General features: G+C 39.2%; 17 protein-coding genes, 1 pseudogene and 1 riboswitch. Of the genes and pseudogenes, 13 read left to right on the top strand and 5 right to left on the bottom strand.

The window, feature by feature from the left end; genetic code table 11:
• Positions 1–44: 44 nt before the first annotated feature.
• A complete protein-coding gene (locus JXQ92_RS06245) occupies positions 45–944 on the bottom strand; it encodes a Ppx/GppA phosphatase family protein (protein ID WP_421985736.1) in 900 nt (299 codons plus the stop codon).
• A gap of 123 nt (positions 945–1,067) precedes the next feature.
• Between JXQ92_RS06245 and JXQ92_RS06240 the strand changes: the two genes are divergently transcribed.
• The 11 genes and pseudogenes from JXQ92_RS06240 to JXQ92_RS06190 all read left to right on the top strand — a co-directional run bounded on the left by JXQ92_RS06240 (position 1,068) and on the right by JXQ92_RS06190 (position 13,775).
• The gene (locus JXQ92_RS06240; protein WP_421985735.1) at positions 1,068–1,610 is read left to right on the top strand and encodes a hypothetical protein; all 543 of its coding nucleotides are present in this window, start codon (positions 1,068–1,070) and stop codon (positions 1,608–1,610) included.
• Entirely contained in the window at positions 1,607–2,353 is a 747-nt protein-coding gene (locus tag JXQ92_RS06235; protein ID WP_421985734.1) for a hypothetical protein, read from the top strand. Before JXQ92_RS06240 ends, JXQ92_RS06235 begins: the two co-directional genes overlap by 4 nt.
• Positions 2,354–3,079 carry a hypothetical protein gene (locus JXQ92_RS06230; RefSeq protein WP_421985733.1) on the top strand — a complete coding sequence of 242 codons (726 nt, stop codon included), beginning with the start codon at positions 2,354–2,356 and terminating at the stop codon, positions 3,077–3,079.
• Positions 3,080–3,125: 46 nt separating this feature from the next.
• A riboswitch (SAM riboswitch) is annotated at positions 3,126–3,230 on the top strand.
• Between the two features lie 44 nt (positions 3,231–3,274).
• Positions 3,275–6,954, top strand: a pseudogene (gene metH, locus JXQ92_RS06225) (methionine synthase).
• A 29-nt stretch (positions 6,955–6,983) separates the two neighbouring features.
• Complete coding sequence (gene metF, locus JXQ92_RS06220; protein ID WP_421985732.1) at positions 6,984–7,937, top strand: methylenetetrahydrofolate reductase [NAD(P)H]; 954 nt, start codon at positions 6,984–6,986, stop codon at positions 7,935–7,937.
• 111 nt (positions 7,938–8,048) lie between these two features.
• Positions 8,049–9,362: a DEAD/DEAH box helicase gene (locus tag JXQ92_RS06215; RefSeq protein ID WP_421985731.1), complete on the top strand. Its 1,314-nt coding sequence runs from the start codon at positions 8,049–8,051 to the stop codon at positions 9,360–9,362.
• Between the two features lie 112 nt (positions 9,363–9,474).
• The gene (locus JXQ92_RS06210; protein WP_421985730.1) at positions 9,475–10,032 is read left to right on the top strand and encodes an RNA polymerase sigma factor; all 558 of its coding nucleotides are present in this window, start codon (positions 9,475–9,477) and stop codon (positions 10,030–10,032) included.
• Positions 10,033–10,848: an anti-sigma factor gene (locus JXQ92_RS06205; RefSeq protein WP_421985729.1), complete on the top strand. Its 816-nt coding sequence runs from the start codon at positions 10,033–10,035 to the stop codon at positions 10,846–10,848.
• Positions 10,849–10,922: 74 nt separating this feature from the next.
• Entirely contained in the window at positions 10,923–11,420 is a 498-nt protein-coding gene (locus JXQ92_RS06200) for a fasciclin domain-containing protein (protein ID WP_421985728.1), read from the top strand.
• A 119-nt stretch (positions 11,421–11,539) separates the two neighbouring features.
• On the top strand, positions 11,540–12,391 hold the full coding sequence (locus JXQ92_RS06195) for a hydroxymethylglutaryl-CoA lyase (protein WP_421985727.1): 852 nt from the start codon (positions 11,540–11,542) through the stop codon (positions 12,389–12,391).
• Between the two features lie 4 nt (positions 12,392–12,395).
• Positions 12,396–13,775 carry a serine hydrolase domain-containing protein gene (locus JXQ92_RS06190; protein ID WP_421985726.1) on the top strand — a complete coding sequence of 460 codons (1,380 nt, stop codon included), beginning with the start codon at positions 12,396–12,398 and terminating at the stop codon, positions 13,773–13,775.
• Between the two features lie 2 nt (positions 13,776–13,777).
• Here JXQ92_RS06190 and JXQ92_RS06185 read toward each other — a convergent pair whose 3' ends face one another.
• From JXQ92_RS06185 to JXQ92_RS06170, 4 genes are all read right to left on the bottom strand, one after another.
• Entirely contained in the window at positions 13,778–14,314 is a 537-nt protein-coding gene (locus tag JXQ92_RS06185) for a hypothetical protein (protein ID WP_421985725.1), read from the bottom strand.
• A 52-nt stretch (positions 14,315–14,366) separates the two neighbouring features.
• Complete coding sequence (gene dprA, locus JXQ92_RS06180) at positions 14,367–15,476, bottom strand: DNA-processing protein DprA (RefSeq protein ID WP_421985724.1); 1,110 nt, start codon at positions 15,474–15,476, stop codon at positions 14,367–14,369.
• Entirely contained in the window at positions 15,473–15,811 is a 339-nt protein-coding gene (locus tag JXQ92_RS06175; RefSeq protein WP_421985723.1) for a MerR family transcriptional regulator, read from the bottom strand. The genes dprA and JXQ92_RS06175 overlap by 4 nt, the downstream gene beginning before the upstream one ends.
• A gap of 77 nt (positions 15,812–15,888) precedes the next feature.
• Complete coding sequence (locus JXQ92_RS06170; protein ID WP_421985722.1) at positions 15,889–16,881, bottom strand: M23 family metallopeptidase; 993 nt, start codon at positions 16,879–16,881, stop codon at positions 15,889–15,891.
• Between the two features lie 111 nt (positions 16,882–16,992).
• On the opposite strand from JXQ92_RS06170, the gene alaS reads away from it, so the two are divergent.
• Positions 16,993–19,623: an alanine--tRNA ligase gene (gene alaS, locus JXQ92_RS06165; protein ID WP_421985721.1), complete on the top strand. Its 2,631-nt coding sequence runs from the start codon at positions 16,993–16,995 to the stop codon at positions 19,621–19,623.
• Positions 19,620–21,083: an Asp-tRNA(Asn)/Glu-tRNA(Gln) amidotransferase subunit GatB gene (gene gatB, locus JXQ92_RS06160; RefSeq protein WP_421985720.1), complete on the top strand. Its 1,464-nt coding sequence runs from the start codon at positions 19,620–19,622 to the stop codon at positions 21,081–21,083. Before alaS ends, gatB begins: the two co-directional genes overlap by 4 nt.
• Position 21,084: the final 1 nt, after the last annotated feature.

The following is a 21,084-nucleotide window of genomic DNA, read 5'->3' as shown; positions in this document are numbered from 1 at the left end:
ACGCAAGAAATAGAATAAAAAAGGGAAGCAATGGCTTCCCTTTTTTATTTAAAATCTAAAAGTGCATCTGGCAAATGCTTTTCATATAACATTTGCATAATTCCATCTTTCAGGCCTACGTCTGGAACTAATATTTCTTCGGCCTGGGCCGCTTTCATAGCCTCTAGATAGATAATACTCGCAGGAACAATTACGTCGGCACGATCGCTATTAAGCTTCAGTTGATTCATTTTTTCCTCCGCAGATAAGCCATTTAGAAAAGTCTGAGTATCGACGAGATCATTATAATTCGCCGCCCTAGTTTTCCCATTACGTTCTGACAATTCGTAGAGCTTCTGAATATTTCCGCCGGTTCCAATTGCCGTTATCCCTTGCTGAAGTGGTTCAGTATTATCTTGAATCCATTGGTTCATTTCCGTAATTGCATTTTTAGAGTCTTTTGCCTCTAATGTCCTGACAGAACCCAATTTGAATGATTTAGAGCAAATGGTTTTCTTATTTTGAATTACGTTTAGCTCAGTACTACCACCACCTACATCGATGTGTAAGTAATTGCCATTACTTAAGTTTTTAAGGATAATGTTATTGATAAATTTGGCCTCTTCATTGCCATCAATAATGTGGATAGTTAAGTCAAGCAACTGTTTCACCCTCGCAACAAGTGCCCTTCCATTTTCAGACTCGCGCATGGCTGATGTAGCACAAGCATAATAGTCATCTACTTCATAAAGATCGATTAGTTGTTTAAAGGCATTCATTAGCCTGAAAAAGCGATCTGCTTTGTCCGATCGAATTTCATTATACTTAAAAACGTCATTACCCAATCGTAAGGGGAAACGTATGTATTCGAGTTTTTTAAAGGAGAGTTGATCCTTATAACGGATCACATTAGTAACCTGAAATCTAATAGCATTCGAACCAATATCTATTGCGGCAAGCTTCAATCTTTTCTCTTTTATGACAAGTTAGATAAACGTTGAGAATAAGTCAGCGAACTATTTACAAGAATTAGGTCATTGCAATGTTGTTGCATTTGCATATATTTAAATAAAACACACTAATAACACATGACAAAACCTGTATATCTGTTTATCGTTCTGCTTTGTTTTTTAAGCGTTGGTTGTATCGAAAGTACCCTGCCGGACTTTCCAAAAGGAGAGGTGGTTGGTTATAAGCCGGTATACTTGAGCGATCCGGATAATTCTATTGGACTTGTTGGGGCACGTGAAGTAGAAGACCCAGGTCAGATATACCTATTGGGAGATTTATTGCTTATGAATGATGTTGGAAAGGGAATTCATGTCATTGATAACGCTGATCCATCAAACCCAATAGCTCGTGGATTTTTAACAGTCCAGGGAAGTGAAAATATGGTTTTAAGAGATGGAATTGTCTATGTAAATCAATACAATTCGCTTTTAGCGATTGACGTGAGTGATCCTGACAATGTTCAAGTGATCTCTCGTAATGAAGATGTACTGAATACAAATGGAGAGGAAACGGTTGTTCCTCCATTAGAAGGATACTTCTTCGAATGCGTTGATTTTTCAAAAGGGAAAATCATCGGATGGACGCTTACAACAATCAATTCACCAAAATGCTTTAGATGATGAAAAAGATCGTTGTTTTTTTATTGCTCGTCTTAGTCTTTGCATGTGGAGAAGATAGTTCTGATTTTTCACCGAATTTATCTGGAACAGGAGTTGGAGGGTCGCTCGCCAAGTTCACAATTTCGAATAACCAAGTAATTGTATTAAATGGGTCGGAAGTGAAACAGTTCGATATTCTGTCTTCAGGTGAACTATCGGAAAAGAATACACTTCAAATTTTTAGACAGCTAGAAACTATATTTCCTTATGAGGATAAAATTTTGATCGGCAGTTCTAATGCCGTTTACTTTCTAGGTTTCGATTCAGAAGGTTTGCTTTCAGTACTTTCAACTTATGATCATTTAACGGCTTGCGACCCTGTGGTGGCTTCAAATGGAATTGCGTTTTCAACCTTGAAAGTTACGGATTGCCGAGCAGGGTCAGAAGATTTGCTAGAGGCCATCGATATTTCAGACATTGCCAACCCTAGAGTTTTACGCGTTTATGATACCCAATCGCCATTTGGACTTGCCATTAGGGGTTCATTTCTATTTGTTTGTGAAAAAGGCGGTTTAACCATGTATAGCTTCAATTCAGAAGGTAACCTGACGGAAATGGATTTCCTAACAATAGACGGTGCCATACCACTCGATATTATCGTTAACGGAGGCTATTTGATCGTTAGAACTAGTGAAGGCATATATAACGTTTCATATAGCGATACTTCATTGACTGGTGTATTAGGTAGCTTTACGACTAACTAGATGAAAAAGTCGTTGCTCATAGCGCTTACACTTTTTATTAGTTTTTCAGCCTTTTCTCAAAAGGATTACTTTGTTCAAGAAGACTCTACCACAGATCAGGGGCCGGCGTTGGCGCTGAAACTCATTCCCTCCCAATTACTTTGGAGATTTCAGGCCTATGCCATAGGCTTGGAGCACCGGCTTACTGAAAGCTTGGCACTCGATTACTCTTTAGGCATTGTAGCCAACAAGAACTCCTTTGACGACGATGCACTTTATTTTGCCAATAAATCTGGCTTTAAGAGTTCTGTTATGCTAAAGAGTTATCAACTTAACGCAGGTGCTCTTGGTTCCTTGTTTAACATCCTTAGTGGTGATGATCAGCCCGGTTCAAGTGTACGACCCTACGTTGGTTTCGAAGCGTTTTTTAATAATATAAATTTCGATCGGACAAGAACCTTTAGATTCGATTGTGGTAATGATTGTGATTACTTTCAAAGGGTAACCTATGGTATTAATCAGCGAGATATTGGGGCACGACTGAATGTAGGTTTTGAGGTGGACATCGTAAACCCAGTTGGATTTGAAGTTAACTGGGCTATAGGGTTTATGAGTCGTTCTTTAAGGCCTGATGATAGGAAGCCAATTGGCTACGAACAGTCTTTCGGTGTGTTTTATAGTGAAGACATCGATGAAATTCTTCTCTCGACTAATCTTAATATTAAACTGGTCATTAATCTGAAATAATTTTGTTTTCGGTTCTTCTAGAATCATTTTATTCTTTTATTTGTCATGCTTATCGAGAAAGACGGAGGGACTAGGCCCCATGATGTCTTAGCAACCTGAGTAATATCTGGTGCTAACTCCTAGCCTCGAGCTATCGAGGAAAAGATGACGATAAATTCACTCTAATACTTTTGAGGTAAGCCATAAAAAAATAAAATGGCGAAGCGCATAGAAGAAATTCTTAAGGACCGTGTATTGGTTTTGGATGGTGCAATGGGTACCATGATTCAGCGACATGATTTAGAGGAGGATGATTTTCGTGGAGAACGATTTAAAGATCATAATAGTCCTTTAAAAGGCAATAATGACTTATTATCGTTAACCCGTCCTGATATCATTAAAGATATTCACCGACAATATTTTGAGGCAGGTGCTGACATTGTTGAAACGAATACATTCAGTGGCACTACCATTGCCCAGGCCGACTATAACCTCGAAGATGCTGTCTATGACATAAACTACTATTCAGCGAAAATCGCTAAAGAAGTTGCGGTTGAGTTAACTGAAAAAGAACCAGAAAAACCTCGATTCGTCGCAGGCTCAATTGGCCCCACGAATAGAACTGCTTCGCTTTCGCCTGACGTTAATGACCCAGGTTTTAGAGCGGTGACATTCGATATTTTGGTGCAAGCATATGAAGAACAAGTAACTGCCTTACTTGATGGTGGAGCGGATATTTTACTAGTGGAAACTGTTTTTGATACGTTGAACGCTAAAGCAGCATTATTTGCTATAGAAAATGTCTTCGATAAAAAAGGAAAGCAATGGCCGATAATGATTTCAGGTACGATTACCGATGCAAGTGGAAGAACCTTGTCTGGCCAAACGACTGAAGCATTTTTAATCTCCCTTTCACATGTGCCGCTTTTGTCTATTGGTTTAAACTGTGCACTTGGCGCAGAACAGTTGAGGCCATACTTAGAAATACTATCCAAAAAGGCTCCATTCAACACGAGCGCTCACCCAAATGCAGGATTACCTAATGAGTTCGGAGAATATGATCAGACACCCGAACAGATGGCTGATTTAGTAGGTGAATTCTTGAATGAAGGTTTTTTAAATATTGTAGGCGGCTGCTGCGGAACTACCCCAGATCATATCAAACTAATTGCTGAAAGGGCAAGTCAAACAAAACCAAGAAGCATATCATGAAAGAACAGGTTTCACTTCAGCTTTCTGGTTTAGAACCATTAATAGTTACACCAGTTTCCAACTTTGTCAATGTTGGTGAAAGAACAAACGTGACCGGTTCACGAAAATTTGCAAGACTAATTCTGGAAGAGAACTATGAAGCTGCCCTTGAAGTAGCCCGTAACCAAGTAGAGGGCGGAGCTCAAATTCTCGACGTCAACATGGATGAAGGAATGCTGGATGGGAAAGAGGCAATGGTCAAATTCTTGAATTTAATTGCTGCTGAACCTGATATTTCTAGAATCCCAATCATGGTCGACTCTTCGAAATGGGAAATTATAGAAGCCGGATTAAAATGTATTCAAGGTAAGGGCGTGGTAAATTCCATATCTCTAAAAGAAGGAGAGGAAAAATTCATAGCGCAAGCCAAAAAAGTAAAGCGCTATGGCGCAGCAGTCATTATTATGGCTTTCGACGAAGAAGGCCAAGCTGATTCTTATGAACGAAGAATAGAAATATGTAAGCGTTCATATGACATCATGGTCGAAAAGGTCGGGTTTCCGAAAACAGATATAATTTTTGACCCTAATATCTTTCCTGTCGCTACAGGAATTGAAGAGCATAACAATAACGCAACGGACTTTTTTAGGGCAACACGGTGGATTCGCGAAAACCTACCTGGTGCTCATGTTAGTGGAGGAGTCTCTAATGTGTCATTTTCATTTCGGGGCAATAATAAAGTAAGAGAAGCCATGCATTCCGCGTTTCTATATCATGCCATAAAAGAAGGTATGGATATGGGAATAGTCAATCCTACCATGCTAGAAGTCTACGACGATATTCCGCAAGACTTACTAGAACGTGTTGAAGATGTGCTCTTAAATAGACGTAATGATGCAACAGAAAGGCTATTGGAGTTTGCTGAAACGGTAAAAGGTGATGCTAAAAAGCAGGTAAAAGATGATGCCTGGCGTAAAGGACCAGTCCAAAAGCGTTTAGAACATGCCTTAGTTAAAGGTGTTGTTGAGTTTATTGAAGTAGATACGGAAGAAGCACGTCAACAATATGAAAAGCCACTGCATGTGATTGAAGGTCCACTTATGGATGGTATGAATGTAGTGGGTGATCTTTTTGGAAGTGGTAAAATGTTTTTACCACAAGTAGTAAAGAGCGCAAGAGTGATGAAGAAGGCCGTCGCTTATCTTTTACCTTATTTGGAAGCTGAAAAAGCAGCCAATAATGACACCTCATCAGCTTCAAAAGTACTACTAGCAACAGTCAAAGGAGACGTTCATGACATCGGGAAAAACATTGTTGGAGTCGTTTTAGCCTGCAACAATTTCGATATCGTTGATATGGGGGTTATGGTGCCTGCTGAAAAGATATTGGACAAGGCGATTGAGGAAAACGTAGATGCTATTGGCCTCAGCGGATTAATCACACCTTCCCTTGATGAAATGGTTCACGTGGCCAAGGAAATGGAGCGCAGAGGCATGCAAATCCCATTAATGATCGGCGGGGCGACTACTTCAAGAATCCATACGGCAGTTAAAATAGATCCCGTTTACTCAGGATCGGTAGTTCATGTGCTCGATGCATCGAAAAGTGTGCCCGTAGCAGGTGAGTTAATCAGTCAAGAGACGTACGACAACATATACAGTCGTGTAAAATCCGAGTATTCACAGTTGCGAGATGATCATGCGAATAGAAAACAAGTCAAGAACTATCTCAGCTTTAAAGCTGCACAATCGAATAAAGTGAAGATTGATTGGTCTTCGAAAAATATGCACAAACCAAATTTCCTTGGTAATAAGGTCTTTAAAGATTTTGACATTGAAGAAATTAGTAAATACATCGATTGGACACCTTTTTTCTCCACTTGGATGCTCAAAGGTAAATACCCTCAAATATTCGAAAATAAAATAATAGGTGAGGAGGCGAAGAAATTATACGAAGATGCCCAAAACGTCATAAAAGACATAATCGACGATGATTTACTTTATGCCAATGCTGTGGTGGGGTTATACCCTGCTAACGCAGTAGGTGATGATATAGAGGTATATAAAGACGAAACACGTGAACAAGTAATGACAACTTTTCACATGCTTAGGCAACAAGGGAAAAAAGGAAAAGACTTGCCTAATCTTTCTTTAGCAGATTTTATTGCACCAAAAGATTCGGGGCAAGTCGATTACTTCGGTGGATTTGCAGTAACAGCAGGAGTAGGTATAGAGCCTCTGATCGAAAAGTACGAGAAAGATCACGATGATTATAGTTCTATAATGATCAAATCAGTAGCAGACCGATTAGCCGAAGCATTTGCAGAGTTAATGCATGAGAAAGTGAGAAAAGAGCTCTGGGGCTATGCTAGCACTGAATCGTTAGAAAACGAATCCCTGATCAAGGAAAAGTATCAAGGAATAAGACCAGCCCCTGGTTACCCTGCTTGTCCGGATCATACCGAAAAAGAACTGCTTTTTGATCTTTTAGAGGTAGAAAAAAACACTGGAATAAGCTTGACAGAATCATTCGCTATGTACCCAGCCTCTTCTGTTTCTGGATTCTATTTCATGCATGAAGAATCGAAATATTTTGGCCTTGGGAAAATCGAGAAAGACCAAGTGGAGGCCTACGCAAAACGAAAAAATAAGAAGCTAGAGGAGATGGAGAAATGGTTAGCGCCAAACCTTACTTATGATGTTTAAAAGCAAACCCTGAACACTAAAGAAACGCAATGAAAGTAATAGATCATATAAATAATGCGAAAGGGGAAACACTCTTTAGCTTCGAAATTCTTCCTCCAGTAAAAGGAGAAAGTGTGCAGAGTATATTCAATGCTATAGATCCTCTAATGGAATTTAAACCTCCATTTATAGATGTTACTTACCACAGGGAAGAATACGTTTATAAAGATCGGGGCAATGATTTATTGGAAAAAGTATCGACTCGGAAAAGACCAGGTACGGTTGGTATTTGCGCTGCTATTATCAATAAATACGGCGTAGACGCTGTGCCACATATCATTTGTGGCGGCTTTAGTAAAGAAGAAACAGAAAATGCCTTAATTGATCTAGACTTTCTAGGCATTGATAATGTATTAGTGCTACGAGGTGATGCTATTAAGTCAGAAGGGCGCTTTGTTCCAGAAAGTAATGGCCATTCTTACGCAAGTGAACTTTTGCAACAAGTTATTAACCTGAATAATGGTGCTTATTTACATGAAGAGGTAAAACAGAATGAAACAGACTTTTGTATTGGTGTAGCTGGCTACCCTGAAAAACACTTTGAAGCACCCAGCTTAAAATCTGATCTCAAATATTTAAAAAAGAAGATCGATATGGGGGCAGAATACATAGTCACCCAAATGTTCTTCGACAACAAGAAGTATTTTGACTTTGTAGACAAGTGCAGAGGTGCAGGTATTAATGTTCCAATTATTCCAGGATTGAAACCAATAACCGCTTTGAAACAAATGAGTGTGTTGCCAAGCATATTCCATGTAGATTTACCAGATGACCTTGTAGATGCGCTTGACATATGTAAAGACAATAAATCGGCTAGAGAAGTAGGTATAGAATGGGCAATTGAACAGTCTAAGGAGTTAAAAGCAGCAGGAGTACCTTGTCTACACTATTATACTATGAGTAAGTCACAAGTAACAAAGCGGATAGCAGAAGCCTTATTCTAAAGAAAACGAGAGTTTATCAGATTAGTGCCGTTTCCATATTTATTCAAGCTACCTTTGTGGCTCACCCGGAAATGGAGCTTCATATGAGTTGTCATTTCACAAACAATTTATATGACGTTTAAATCCTTAGGGTTGTCTCAATCCTTATTGCATGCCGTACAAAAAGTTGGCTATGCTACACCATCACCCATTCAGGAAAAAGTAATTCCCGTAATTTTAGATAGACAAGATGTTCTGGCATCGGCTCAAACAGGGACAGGTAAAACTGCTGGTTTTACTTTGCCAATACTTGAAATCCTATCTCAAGAAAGACAGCAAAAAAGAAAACCTATTCGATCGCTGATCTTAACGCCAACTAGAGAGTTAGCAGCACAGATTTTTGAAAACGTTGAAGCTTACAGTGAGTTTCTTCACCTTGATTCAGCTGTGATTTTTGGCGGTGTTAAACAACAAGCCCAAGTAAGAGAATTAAAAAAAGGCATTGATATTCTAGTAGCCACACCTGGTAGACTACTCGATCTTCATAACCAAGGTTTATTATCGCTCAATCAAGTTCAAATATTAGTTCTAGATGAAGCAGATAGAATGCTTGATATGGGCTTTTTGAGAGATATTAAGAAGATTTTGGCATTGATTCCCGATAGACGGCAGAACCTGCTTTTTTCAGCTACTTTTTCTAAGCAAATAAAAGAATTAGCGGGTTCTTTTATGCGCGACCCGGCAATGGTTGAAGCTACTCCAGAGAATACTGCTGTTGAGAAAATCGTTCAAAAAATTATTCATGTCGATAAGGGTAATAAGGCTACTTTATTGATCAAGATGATTTCGGAAGGAGATTGGCAACAAGTCTTGGTTTTCACCAGAACAAAGCACGGTGCGAATAGATTAAGTAAAAAGTTCGATCAACGCGGTATCACTTCACGCGCCATACATGGAGATAAAAGTCAAGGAGCCCGAACCAATGCATTAGCAGGTTTTAAAGAAGGCACTGTTAAGGTTTTGGTCGCCACTGATATAGCAGCCAGAGGTTTAGACATTCCTTTGCTGCCTCATGTTGTTAACTACGAATTGCCACATGTTTCTGAAGATTACGTGCACAGAATAGGAAGAACAGGAAGGGCGGGAGCGAGCGGTGAGGCAATTTCATTGGTTACTGCCGACGAAATGGTTTTAGTACTTGGCATTGAGAAATTATTGGGAGAAAAAATCCCAAGTCACGTAGAACCGGGTTTTGAACCAAAAGATAAAGTAGGTACAAACCCAGTTAAGAAATCGGCTAATAACAATACTAAAAGGACCACATCTAGTCATAAAGGATCAAAAGAAGGTTCAGGTAAAAAGAAGTGGAGCTATTCCAAAAAGTCAGAAGCCTCTAACCGAGGTAATTCGAATCAAAAACCAAGACGCAAGAAAAAAAGATATTGAAATATATGATTAAAGCTCTTTTAGCCGCCTTTTAGGTAATCTCGGGCAGCAAGTTTTAAGAAATAAGAAACAATACTTGAGTACTGATGTTTATAGGATGAATTGTTAAAAAGTGAATCATCCAGCACAACCATTAGTGGCCACTACCTCAATTGAAGATAGAATTGCCTATCTCTTAGCAGATAAAGACAAACTAGCTGTAAGCTTAGTTTTCGAGCACTATGGTAGTCTTCTGCTTAATATTATCAATAGAGTTGTACAAGACGAAGCCATGAGCGAGGGTGTTTTGCAAACAGTGCTATTGAAAGTTTGGGAAAATGGTACCAACTTTGACGCGTCAAAAGGTACACTGTTCACTTGGCTAGCACGAATTAGCCGAAATGCAGCGATTGACAAAACAAGAACAAAAGACTTTCGCCTAACGCAAGAATCTAAACAAGCACCCGAGGTCGTAAATATGGCAGAGGAGTTTGTTGTTGAAGATGAAGCCGATAAAATATATTTAAGGCAATTAATTTCCAGTTTGTCTGCTGATCATCAGCAGCTAATAAATATGTCATTCTTTGAAGGCTATACGCACAAAGAGATATGTGAAAAACTGAAAATGCCTCTAGGAACCGTTAAAACTAGAATTAGGTTAGCGATAAAGCAGCTTAGGTCTATTATATAAATGGATATAAAAGAATACATTAAGTCTGGAATTTTGGAAGCTTATTTAGCCGGAGAGCTCACTAATGCCCAAATGGTAGAGGTGGATGAAATGGCTTTCGAGCATCCGGAAATTCAAGATGAACTCAATGCAATCAGAGATAGCATAAATCAATATGCTGAAGCTGAGGAGAAAGCACCGAATAAAGAAATCTTGAGAAAGACACTTTTATCCATCAAAGAGTCTGAGAAAGAACAGTTCCTTCAAGTATTAGAAGACGAGGAAATCAAAATAAAGAGAGTGAATGTAATACCGGCCTGGTCAATTGCAGCAAGTATTTTGTTAGTAATGAGTTTAGGTTTTAACTACATTTTCTACAGCGAATTTAAAAGCGCTAAGGATCAGTTATCCGTCCTAGAATCTAGTCAAGAGAGCTTGGCCAATCAAGTGGACAATAATCGGTTAGAACTTCAATATGCCGAACTTAGAATTGCTCATTTCTTAAATGAAGATAATATTCATGTTCGCATGGATGGTTTGGATGTAGCACCAGAATCATTTGCCAATGTATTCTGGAATAAGAACAACAATTCCGTATTCATAAGTGTAGATAATCTTCCAGAGCCGCCGCATGGTCACCAATATCAACTATGGGCAATAAAACCAGGTTTGGCTCCTATAGATGCTGGTATTTTTGATCACAGCAAACTCGTACAAGAATTAAAAGTGATTAAAGGGAATGTGCAAGCCTTTGCAGTAACCCTCGAAAAAGAAGGCGGAAGCCCTATAGCTACGGTTGATAAAACCTATGTAAAAGGTTTTTTGAAAAAAAGTTAGCCCTTCGAAATCCAAGACTATAAGTCAGGTCGTAAATAGGATAGTTTAATCAAAATGTAACAAACTATTCAATTATGAAAACTCAAAAAATAATGAGATCACTATTTGGCGCAATGTTCGCCTTAATGTTAACTACTTCAGTTGCTAATGCTCAATCTAAAGATATCGTTGATTTAGCAGTAGGTGCTGACAACTTAAAAACATTAGTAGCAGCTGTAAAAGCAGGCGGATTAGTAGAAACTTTAAAAGGAGACGGTCCTTTCACAGTATTTGCCCCAACTGATGAAGCATTTGCTGCGTTGCCAAAAGGTACTTTAGAAATGCTTTTAAAGCCTGAGAACAAAGACAAATTAGTGGCTATTCTTACTTACCACGTTGTAGCAGGAAAAGTAATGTCTACTGACTTATCTAACGGTCAGAAAGCAGCAACTGTAAACGGAGAAAAAATTACTGTTTCTATTGGTAATGGAGGCGTTAAGATAAGTGGAGCGAAAGTAATCGCTGCCGACGTAAAAGCAAAGAACGGAGTTGTACACATCATCGATAAGGTGATTTTACCTCCTAACATGTAATCGTTGTATTGAGGTTGTTTGGGCTACTCTGAAAAGAGTAGCCTTTTTTTATGCCTAAAAATGAATGGTCTTACCTATCATTCCTTTGTGTAGTCCTATCTCTTGCGTAAACTTGAAGTATGAAGATCATTGAGTGTCCGAGGGATGCCATGCAAGGACTGCATGAATTTATACCCACAGATAAGAAAGCCGCTTATATCAATCAATTATTAGAAGTAGGCTTTGATACAATTGACTTTGGTAGTTTCGTTTCTCCAAAAGCAATTCCTCAGCTTAGTGACACCGCGGCCGTTTTGGATAAATTGGACTTATCTAAATCAAACTCTAAACTTCTAGCCATAATCGCCAATTTGAGAGGCGCTACAGATGCAGTTCAACATGGGCAAATCGATTACTTAGGATTTCCGCTGTCTATATCTGAACAATTCCAAAAAAGAAATACTAACAAAACGGTTGAGCAAGCGCTCGAAGCATTAGCTGAGATTCAAAACCTTTGCTTAAAATCAGGTAAGACCCTTATAACGTATATTTCAATGGGTTTCGGAAATCCATACGGCGAAGAATTTAATGAGGAAATAGTAGCAGAGTTCGTGGAAAAACTCAATGCCATGGATGCTAAAGTTGTGAGTTTATCTGACACCATCGGCATAGCAGAGCCAGCCTTAATCGAACGCGTATTTGCACATAGTATCGCTACTTATCCTCAGATAGAGTTTGGTGCGCATTTTCATTCTACTCCAGAGAAAACGTATGAAAAACTGAGCGCAGCGTTAAAAGCAGGTTGTAAAAGATTTGATGCGGCCATCAAAGGATTTGGTGGTTGCCCAATGGCCGATGATGATTTGACTGGTAATATCGCTACAGAAAAGCTTTTATCTTTTCTAGCAGAACAGAAAGTTGTTACTAACCTTGATATGGACGCCTTCCAAAAATCGATGATAATGAGTGCCGATGTTTTTCCGATGAACTGATTTTATGAGCTGTAGGAGTCTTTTTTATATTATCCTTTTTGCACTTACCGCTAACTTCGGATTGGCGCAGAAGAAACCACTATTAAAATCTCAGGTAATTACTTCCTTCAATCTGGGTATTGGCGATCGAATGGAAAACAGGCCAAGGAATCCCATTGGTTTCGATGTAAGCAAACTATCGGAAGGTATAGATCAAATTATGTCAAGAGCCATTGATTCAATGGCTTTTCCAGGTGGTCAAATCCTTATGGCCCGAAATGGTATTGTTTTCTATCACAAAGCATTTGGTTACCATACCTATGAAAAGGAAAATGAGGTACAATTAACAGATATCTATGATTTAGCTTCAGTTACGAAGACTACCGCTGCTACATTGGCCTTAATGAAACTCTATGATTTAGAACTTTTTGACCCGGATAAAACAATGGGTTTTTATTTTCCTGATGTAGCCAGAGGGAAAAAGAAAGACCTAATTATGCGCGATGTCCTCGCACATCAAGCGGGTTTAAAAGCCTGGATCCCTTATTGGTCCGTATCTCAAAAGAAGAATGGAAAGTTTAAGAACAGAACAGTTCGGTCTGATTCTTCGGCTAAATACCCTTATCGTATTTCTGATTCAGGTTTGTTCATGCATAAAGATTTCATTGAGAAGAAGATCGATAAGCTGATCAGGAAATCTAAAGTAAGTGACGATAAGAAGTACCTCTATTCAGGTTTAGCTTTCTATTTGATACCAGATTTGGTAAAAAGATTGACTGGTAAAGATTTCGATCAATTCCTTTATGATGAATTTTATCTTCCGTTAGGGGCTGAAACACTTCGTTTTAATGCTGGAGACCTATTTCCTGGAGAAAGGATAGTGCCAACAGAATTGGATACATTTTTCAGAAAGCAGCAATTGGATGGCGTTGTTCACGATGAAGGGGCGGCCATGATGTTAGGTGTTTCTGGTAATGCAGGCCTGTTTAGTAATTCAGAAGACTTGGCAAAGGTTTATCAAATGCTATTGAATGGTGGAGAATATGAGGGTAAAAGGTATTTGAGCGCTGATGTAATTAAAGAATTTACCAGCTGTCAGTTTTGTGATGCTGGAAATAGGAGAGGTCTCGGTTTCGACAAGCCGCTAGTAACTTACGACGCAAACTTGAGTAGTGTAGCCAAAGATGCAAGTCCATTTAGTTTTGGACATACGGGATATACAGGCACCCTAGTATGGGCAGACCCTGCTACTGATCTTCTGTTCATATTTCTGTCGAATAGAGTTTACCCTACTAGAAACAATAGTAAAATTTATCAGCTCAATGTAAGGCCAGATATTCATAATTTGGTCTATGAATTGATTAGAGTGGGGCAAGGCACCTATACAATTGGTAGGCACAGGTAGCCTTAATACGGATAGGAGCTTATCTTCTTGCTCTTGAGTCTAAGAAATTTGAACGAAAGATTAACATTTAAAGGGCTTAGCGGCAAAAAGTCTTTACTCGTAAGCCTGAGTCTCCATGCGAAAGACAATCTGAAAGTGTAACCTCCAATGCCAATTAAAGGGGATATGGTAGCGGAGTGAGATTCGTAATCAGTATGATGTGTTAACTCAAGGCCTAAAATAAACATCATTGCAGCTACTTGGCCACCTATTTTTGTACCATGGATCAGGTTTCCAGTATTAATACCTAGTTCTTGACTAAAATAAACAGATCCGCTAGCTGGATGCCTATAATTAATAAACTTCGATCTCCAGATACCTAATTCAATGCCATGATAGTTGCTTCTTAAGTCGCTGTTTTCCGTCGGACTGCCGTTATAGCCAATAAATAAGTCGTGATTCAAGTATTCACCCCAGTCCCGCATGAAGAGTGAAGTTGTGTCTTGTGCTGATAACGACGACAGGACAAAAAATAGAACTATACTATAGAGAATACGCATTTTGGTATTTTAAATACGTTCAACTAGTTGTGCTATTGCCCGCCTGACTATCTTATCCCTCCAGTCTATATTCTTTTCCGGGTAGTGGTTTTATCAACCCATCAAATTCAAGCTGAAGTAGGATGGAAGCCAGTTGATTTAAAGGGATTTGACTTTGCCAGCTCAACTCGTCGATCTTCATTTGTTGTCCATTTTTTAGTAAGGTATCAACCACTGTTTTTTCTCTGCCAGTAAGTTTTTCAAGCTTCGATGTTAGCACAAGAAGTTTTTCCGAATTATCTAAATCCCAATTCATGGCTTCGATTACATCTTCAAAGCCAGTGTAGATTGATGCTTTCATATTTCGAATCAATTGATTACAGCCCTCAGAGTTAGATTTATCGAGTTGGCCAGGTACCGCAAAAACAGGTTTATCATAGCCATGTGCAATATTTCCAGTGATTAAAGCGCCACCTTTTTTTGCCGCCTCCACAACAATGAGAGCATCCGAAAGACCAGCAATAATTCTATTTCGAGCGGGGAAGAATCTTGGGTCCGCTTTTGTACCTATGGGGTATTCACTCACTAAGCCACCATCAGCTAACATTCTTTTAGCTACATGGCGATTTCCAGCTGGATAAACGTGGTCAAGACCACAAGCCAGCACGCCTATAGTAGGTAAGCCTTCTTCTAAAGCACACTCGTGAGCTTTAACATCTATACCATAGGCCAAACCTGACATAATAGTAACATCATTCGACTGGGCAGAGCCCACGATTTTATCAGTAGTTTCTAAACCATATTTGGTTGACTTTCTTGTACCGACAACACCGATAGACTTTTCAGGGTTTAAGTCAATATTCCCTTTTGCATAGAGAATTATTGGTGCATCAGGAATCGGAATTAACCTTTTAGGGTAGTTCTCGTCCCCATGAAAGAGAATTGAAATTGACGCCAATTTAGATTGAGTGATGATATCATCTGCTCGTTTCAATAGTGCATCGGAATTAGAGAATAGAGCAGAAAGCTTTGTTCCGATACCCTCAATCTTCCCAAGTTTTCCTTTTGAAGCACTTAATACTGCTTCGGCTGTTTGAAAGTGATTAATAAGCTGTTTGGAGACAATGGGACCAATACCCGGGACTAATGAAAGCGCAACTTGATAGCGCTTTTCCGCATTCACGGAAGATTCTTTTTCATCTCTTCTAAGAAAGAGCGAACATTTCTGAGTGATTCTATCATTTCAGCCTTGTCCTCGATATTGTCTTTGCTATTCTTAATGTGCTCTTGAGCACCTTGAAGTGTATAACCTTTCTCTTTTACGAGATGATAAACGAGTTTTAGCTTTTTTAAATCGTCTTGTGTGAATTTACGATTACCCTTTGCATTCTTTTTGGGGCGAATAAAATCAAATTGGGTTTCCCAAAAACGAATGAGCGATGTAGCAACACCTAAGAGTTTAGCCACCTCACCGATGGTGAAGTATTTTTTTACAATGGGCTTCTCTTTGTATGGCATAACAGAAAGTTACAAAATATGTCGCAAGTTCAACTTTTCAAAATAAAAATAAAGGGCTGATTTGTAAGAACTTGTCCTTATTTGTTTGAATAAGACCCCAAAGACTGATTTTCGATAGAAGAAAGTCGAAGAAGCTCTTCATATTCATCTGCTGTCAAGTCTTGGTAGAAATAGTTGATAGGGTTGACAGCCTTTCCTTTTACATGCACCTCATAGTGCAGGTGCGGAGCGGTTGATTTTCCAGTGTTACCAACGTAACCAATGATATCTCCACGTCTCACTTTCTGACCCACTTTAACTGCAAAACGACTCATATGGCCATAGAGCGTTTCGAAGCCGAAACCATGATCAATTTTAATATGGTGTCCTAACCCACTAAAGTCTTTTCTCGCTTTGCTAATTGTGCCATCAGCTGTTGCATAAATCGGTGTGCCGCGTTCAGCAGAAAAATCAGTACCGTAATGCATCTTTTTCACCTTTAAAATAGGGTCAGTTCTTCGGCCAAATCCAGAAGAAAGTCTTCTTAATTCCTTATTGGAAACAGGTTGCATGGCAGGCATTGCGGCATAATAATCTTCTTTATTGCGGGCAAGGTCCATTATCTCGTCGTAGGACTTGGTTTGGATATATATTTTTTTCTTAACCTTATCAATCTTATTGAGCGTACCGACAACTAGATCTTTATTTGCTAAATCACTCTCAAGAAGGTTTCTATATTTCAAAGTTCCACCTGAACCGGCTTCTCTTATAGTTTGAGGGATTGGTTCTGCCTCAAAAACAGTTCTATAAACATGGTCATCTTTCTCTTGAAGCACATCGAGCATATTATCCATACTAGCGACTTGCTCTTGCATCAAATCATAATATAATTTGAGCTCTTCATTTTCTTGGATGAGTGCCGTTTCTTTTGGAGAATCAAAATAGGTAGAGAGCACGAATACCATACCCACTGCAATAACCATAGCAAGTGATAAAAAACCCAACGCATTAATAACTACGTCACTTTTTTTGATCTTTACACGCTCGTATTTGCATGTCTCGGTATCGTAGTAATATTTTATTTTAGACATTAAGAATCCTTTTTGAAAATCTCCTAATTTTGTGGCTTTGCTTCAGATGCTTGGGTTTGGCAAAAATAATAAAAATTAATGTAACGGTTTCAAGCCGATAACTATCCAATTATGCAGTCTAGAGAGATAAGGTCGAAGTTTATAGAATTCTTTGAGTCAAAGAAACATAAGTTCGTTCCATCTGCGCCAATGGTTCTTAAAAGTGACCCTACGCTCATGTTTACCAATGCAGGAATGAATCAGTTCAAAGATTTATTCCTTGGTAATGCAACTGCTGATTATACACGAGCTGTTAACAGCCAAAAGTGTCTTAGGGTTTCAGGAAAACATAATGACCTTGAAGAAGTAGGTATTGATACCTACCATCATACCATGTTCGAAATGCTTGGTAATTGGTCTTTTGGTGATTATTTCAAGAAAGAAGCAATTCAGTGGGCTTGGGAGTTACTGACTGAAGTTTACGGTTTGGAAAAGGATCGACTTTATGTGACCGTTTTTGAAGGAGATAAAAAAGATAACCTCGCTTTCGACCAAGATGCTTTTGACTATTGGAAAGAATTTATAGATGAGTCTCGAATTCTGAACGGTGATAAAAAGGATAACTTCTGGGAAATGGGTGATACAGGCCCTTGTGGACCATGTTCCGAATTACACATCGATTTAAGATCTGAAGAGGAGAGAGCGAAAATATCAGGGAAAGACCTTGTCAACCAAGATCACCCTCAAGTCATAGAAGTGTGGAACTTAGTTTTCATGCAGTATGATAGAAAGTCGAATGGTCAACTAGATAATCTTCCAGCGCAGCATATAGATACAGGAATGGGCTTTGAGCGTTTAGCTATGGCCTTACAAGGAAAGCTCTCAAACTACGATACGGACGTTTTTATGCCTTTAATCAACGCAGTGGCGAAAAAGGCTAGTGTTGAATATGGTAAAGAAGAAGATATTGACATTGCTATTCGCGTCATCGTAGATCATATTCGGGCGATATCATTTGCTATTGCAGATGATCAGCTACCATCAAATAATAAAGCAGGTTATGTAATTCGAAGAATCTTAAGGCGTGCTGTACGATATGGATATACATTTCTAAACTTGAATGAGCCGTTTTTGCATGAACTAGTGCCCGTTTTAGCGGAACAATACAAAGGCTTTTTCGACGAATTAGAAAGCCAGAAAGACTTAATTGCTAAGGTGATTAAAGAAGAAGAAGCTTCCTTCTTGAGAACGCTTGAAAATGGCTTAAAACGACTTGACCAGATAAAAGACAGACTTAAAAAGTCGGGTGAGACAACTATAGCAGGAGAAGAAGTATTCGAATTGTACGATACTTTCGGGTTCCCGCTTGACCTTACGGCATTAATCGCTCGTGAGAATAATCTATCAATCGATGAAGCAGGATTTGATAAGGCGATGAGCGTTCAAAAGAATCGTTCAAAGGCGGATGCTGTTTCTGAAAAAGGAGATTGGATTTCAATAGACGATGAAGCCTCCGTTGAGTTTGTAGGCTACGACGAAGTTGAAACAGAAACTTCCATTATCAAATACCGCGAAATAAAAGAAGCCAAGAGAACGGTTTATCAAGTGGTATTGGCTAAGACACCTTTCTATGGCGAAAGCGGCGGCCAAATAGGGGATACGGGTTTATTGACGAACGACAATGAAACCATCAAGGTAATTGACACAAAGAAAGAAAATGATTTAATCGTTCACTTTACAGATAAGCTACCAGCTGACCCTTCAGCAAGCTTTAAGGCTGTTATTAATGGTAACCGAAGAACATTAATCAAAGGTAACCATAGTGCTACACATCTATTGCACGCTGCATTGAGAGATGTTTTAGGGACGCATGTACAGCAGAAAGGATCATTAGTATCCGATCAGGTATTAAGGTTTGACTTTTCGCATTTCTCGAAAGTTGAAGAAGAACAAATCGTTGAGATAGAAAGAATAGTGAATGACCGAATTCGCCAGAATATTCTTTTAGACGAAAGAAGAAGTGTGCCGATAGATGAAGCCAAAACGCTCGGTGCCATGGCCCTTTTTGGTGAAAAGTATGGCGATTTTGTGCGGGTGATCACTTTTGATGCTGACTATTCAGTTGAATTATGCGGAGGAACCCATGTTAATGCAACAGGTGATATCGGTTTGTTCAAGATCGTATCAGAAGGAGCAGTTGCTGCAGGTATTCGTAGAATTGAAGCTTATACTGGGCCGAAAGCTTTCGAGCATGTTCAAGCACAAGACAAGGCTTTAAGCGAAGTAAAAGAGATCCTTAAAAACCCTAAAGATCTTGCCAAAGCAATTAATGGATTGATGGATGATCAAAAACGTCTTTCGAAAATTATAGAAACGTTATATGCTAAGCAGGCGGGTGTTTTAAAACAAGGCCTTTTGGGTGATGTACAGGCAAAAGATGGCTTTAATACATTGATTGCTAAAGTACTTTTGCCAAATGCTGATGGATTGAAAAAATTGGCCTTCGAACTTAAAAACGAAGTAGACAATTTACTGGCTATTCTGGCTGCGGATATCGACGGGAAGCCTCAAATAGCAGTAGTTATTGCTGAAAATCTAGTAGCCGACAAAGGTTTAAATGCAGGACAGATGGTTAGAGAACTAGCCAAAGAAATCAAAGGTGGCGGCGGTGGACAGCCGTTTTTTGCTACTGCAGGTGGTAAGGATTTATTTGGGTTAGATAATGTAGTTTCAAAGGCAACCGAAATGGTTGATGCCTTGTGAATAGCACAATTGCCAAACTAAAAGCTGCTGGATATCAGGCCGTAATTGGCTTGGAAGTGCACGTTCAGCTCAAGACGGAATCGAAGATATTCTCTTCGGATGCCAATGCTTCCGAAGCATTACCTAACCAAAATATTAGTGTCATTTCACTTGGGCACCCAGGAACCCTTCCGGTGCTTAATAAAGAAGCCGTTCGTATGGCAATTCTTATGGGATTGGCATGCGATAGTCAAATCACCCAAGTAAATCATTTTGATAGGAAAAGTTATTTCTATCCAGACCTGCCGAAAGGCTATCAGACTACTCAGGATAAAACGCCAATTTGTGTTGGTGGAAAAGTAGGGCTTTTCGGTAAAGATTTACTTCAAGAAGAAGTTGTCCTACACCATATTCATTTGGAAGAAGATGCGGGAAAGTCAGTTCACGATCACGGTGAATCCACACTAATTGACCTAAATCGGGCTGGCACTCCTCTTATAGAAATTGTAACAGAGCCGGCAATTAATGGTCCTGAAGAAGCATCGTTATTCTTACAAGAAGTACGCAGAATTGTTCGCTTTTTGGATATCAGCGAGGCTAATATGGAGAAAGGTGAACTTCGATGCGATGCAAACATCTCTATTAGGCCCATCAATTCCCTTAAACTTGGCAATAAAGCTGAGATTAAAAATATGAATTCATTTAGTAATGTACGACGTGCCATTACCTATGAGTTGGAACGACAGCTTGAGTTATGTCTAGCGGGGGATGAGATTGCTATTGAAACTAGAACTTTCAGTCCAAATACAGGGACCACGTCCAGCATGAGAATGAAAGAAACGATGAATGACTATCGGTACTTTCCATGTCCAGATCTTCCTCCTTTAGTAATTGAAACCAGTTTCATAGATGAATTGAGAACCGGAATGAATATTACTCCTCAGCAAATGAGGAAGAATTTTCAAGAACTTTATCAGCTGAGCGACTATGATGTGAGCCTATTAACGGAGGAGAAGGAAACTGCTTTATACTTTAGCGCGTTATGTCAACAGGTTAAAAATCCGAAAAGTGCGGCAAATTGGATGAATGGCACTATCCGTGGTTTGATGAATGACTTGAACCAAAATATAGACCAACTTAATTTGTCAAGTGGAAGGCTGGCAGAGTTAATCAATCTAACTGATGACAAGAAGATTAGTGCGAAAGTAGCCGTTCATCATGTTCTACCAAAAATGCTAGAGTCTGAACGCAGTGCTTTCGATATTGCAAAGGAAAATGACTTGCTTTCGGTTAAGGATGATAGTCAAATAGATCAGTTGATCGAAGATGTATTGTTATCTTTACCTAAAGAAGTAGAAGCCTATAAAGCAGGAAAGAAGAAACTTTTAGGGCTCTTTATGGGAGAAGTCATGAAGAAGAGTAGAGGCAAAGCCGACCCTAAAGAATTGCAGGTGAAATTGAATAAGAAGCTAAATCAATAGG

This window comes from Roseivirga sp. (genome assembly GCF_049099775.1).
Lineage (GTDB): Bacteria > Bacteroidota > Bacteroidia > Cytophagales > Cyclobacteriaceae > Roseivirga.
The sequence above is the reverse complement of the archived record's forward strand: the minus strand, read 5'-3'. Positions and strand labels throughout refer to the sequence as shown.

Excerpts from the sequence above, each read along its gene's own strand:
- JXQ92_RS06240 (WP_421985735.1), top strand. The coding sequence starts at position 1,068 with ATGACAAAACCTGTATATCTGTTTATCGTTCTGCTTTGTTTTTTAAGC.
- JXQ92_RS06235 (WP_421985734.1), top strand. The coding sequence starts at position 1,607 with ATGATGAAAAAGATCGTTGTTTTTTTATTGCTCGTCTTAGTCTTTGCA.
- JXQ92_RS06230 (WP_421985733.1), top strand. The coding sequence starts at position 2,354 with ATGAAAAAGTCGTTGCTCATAGCGCTTACACTTTTTATTAGTTTTTCA.
- metF (WP_421985732.1), top strand. The coding sequence starts at position 6,984 with ATGAAAGTAATAGATCATATAAATAATGCGAAAGGGGAAACACTCTTT.
- JXQ92_RS06215 (WP_421985731.1), top strand. The coding sequence starts at position 8,049 with ATGACGTTTAAATCCTTAGGGTTGTCTCAATCCTTATTGCATGCCGTA.
- JXQ92_RS06205 (WP_421985729.1), top strand. The coding sequence starts at position 10,033 with ATGGATATAAAAGAATACATTAAGTCTGGAATTTTGGAAGCTTATTTA.
- JXQ92_RS06200 (WP_421985728.1), top strand. The coding sequence starts at position 10,923 with ATGAAAACTCAAAAAATAATGAGATCACTATTTGGCGCAATGTTCGCC.
- JXQ92_RS06195 (WP_421985727.1), top strand. The coding sequence starts at position 11,540 with ATGAAGATCATTGAGTGTCCGAGGGATGCCATGCAAGGACTGCATGAA.
- JXQ92_RS06190 (WP_421985726.1), top strand. The coding sequence starts at position 12,396 with ATGAGCTGTAGGAGTCTTTTTTATATTATCCTTTTTGCACTTACCGCT.
- JXQ92_RS06185 (WP_421985725.1), bottom strand. The coding sequence starts at position 14,314 with ATGCGTATTCTCTATAGTATAGTTCTATTTTTTGTCCTGTCGTCGTTA.
- JXQ92_RS06175 (WP_421985723.1), bottom strand. The coding sequence starts at position 15,811 with ATGCCATACAAAGAGAAGCCCATTGTAAAAAAATACTTCACCATCGGT.
- JXQ92_RS06170 (WP_421985722.1), bottom strand. The coding sequence starts at position 16,881 with ATGTCTAAAATAAAATATTACTACGATACCGAGACATGCAAATACGAG.
- alaS (WP_421985721.1), top strand. The coding sequence starts at position 16,993 with ATGCAGTCTAGAGAGATAAGGTCGAAGTTTATAGAATTCTTTGAGTCA.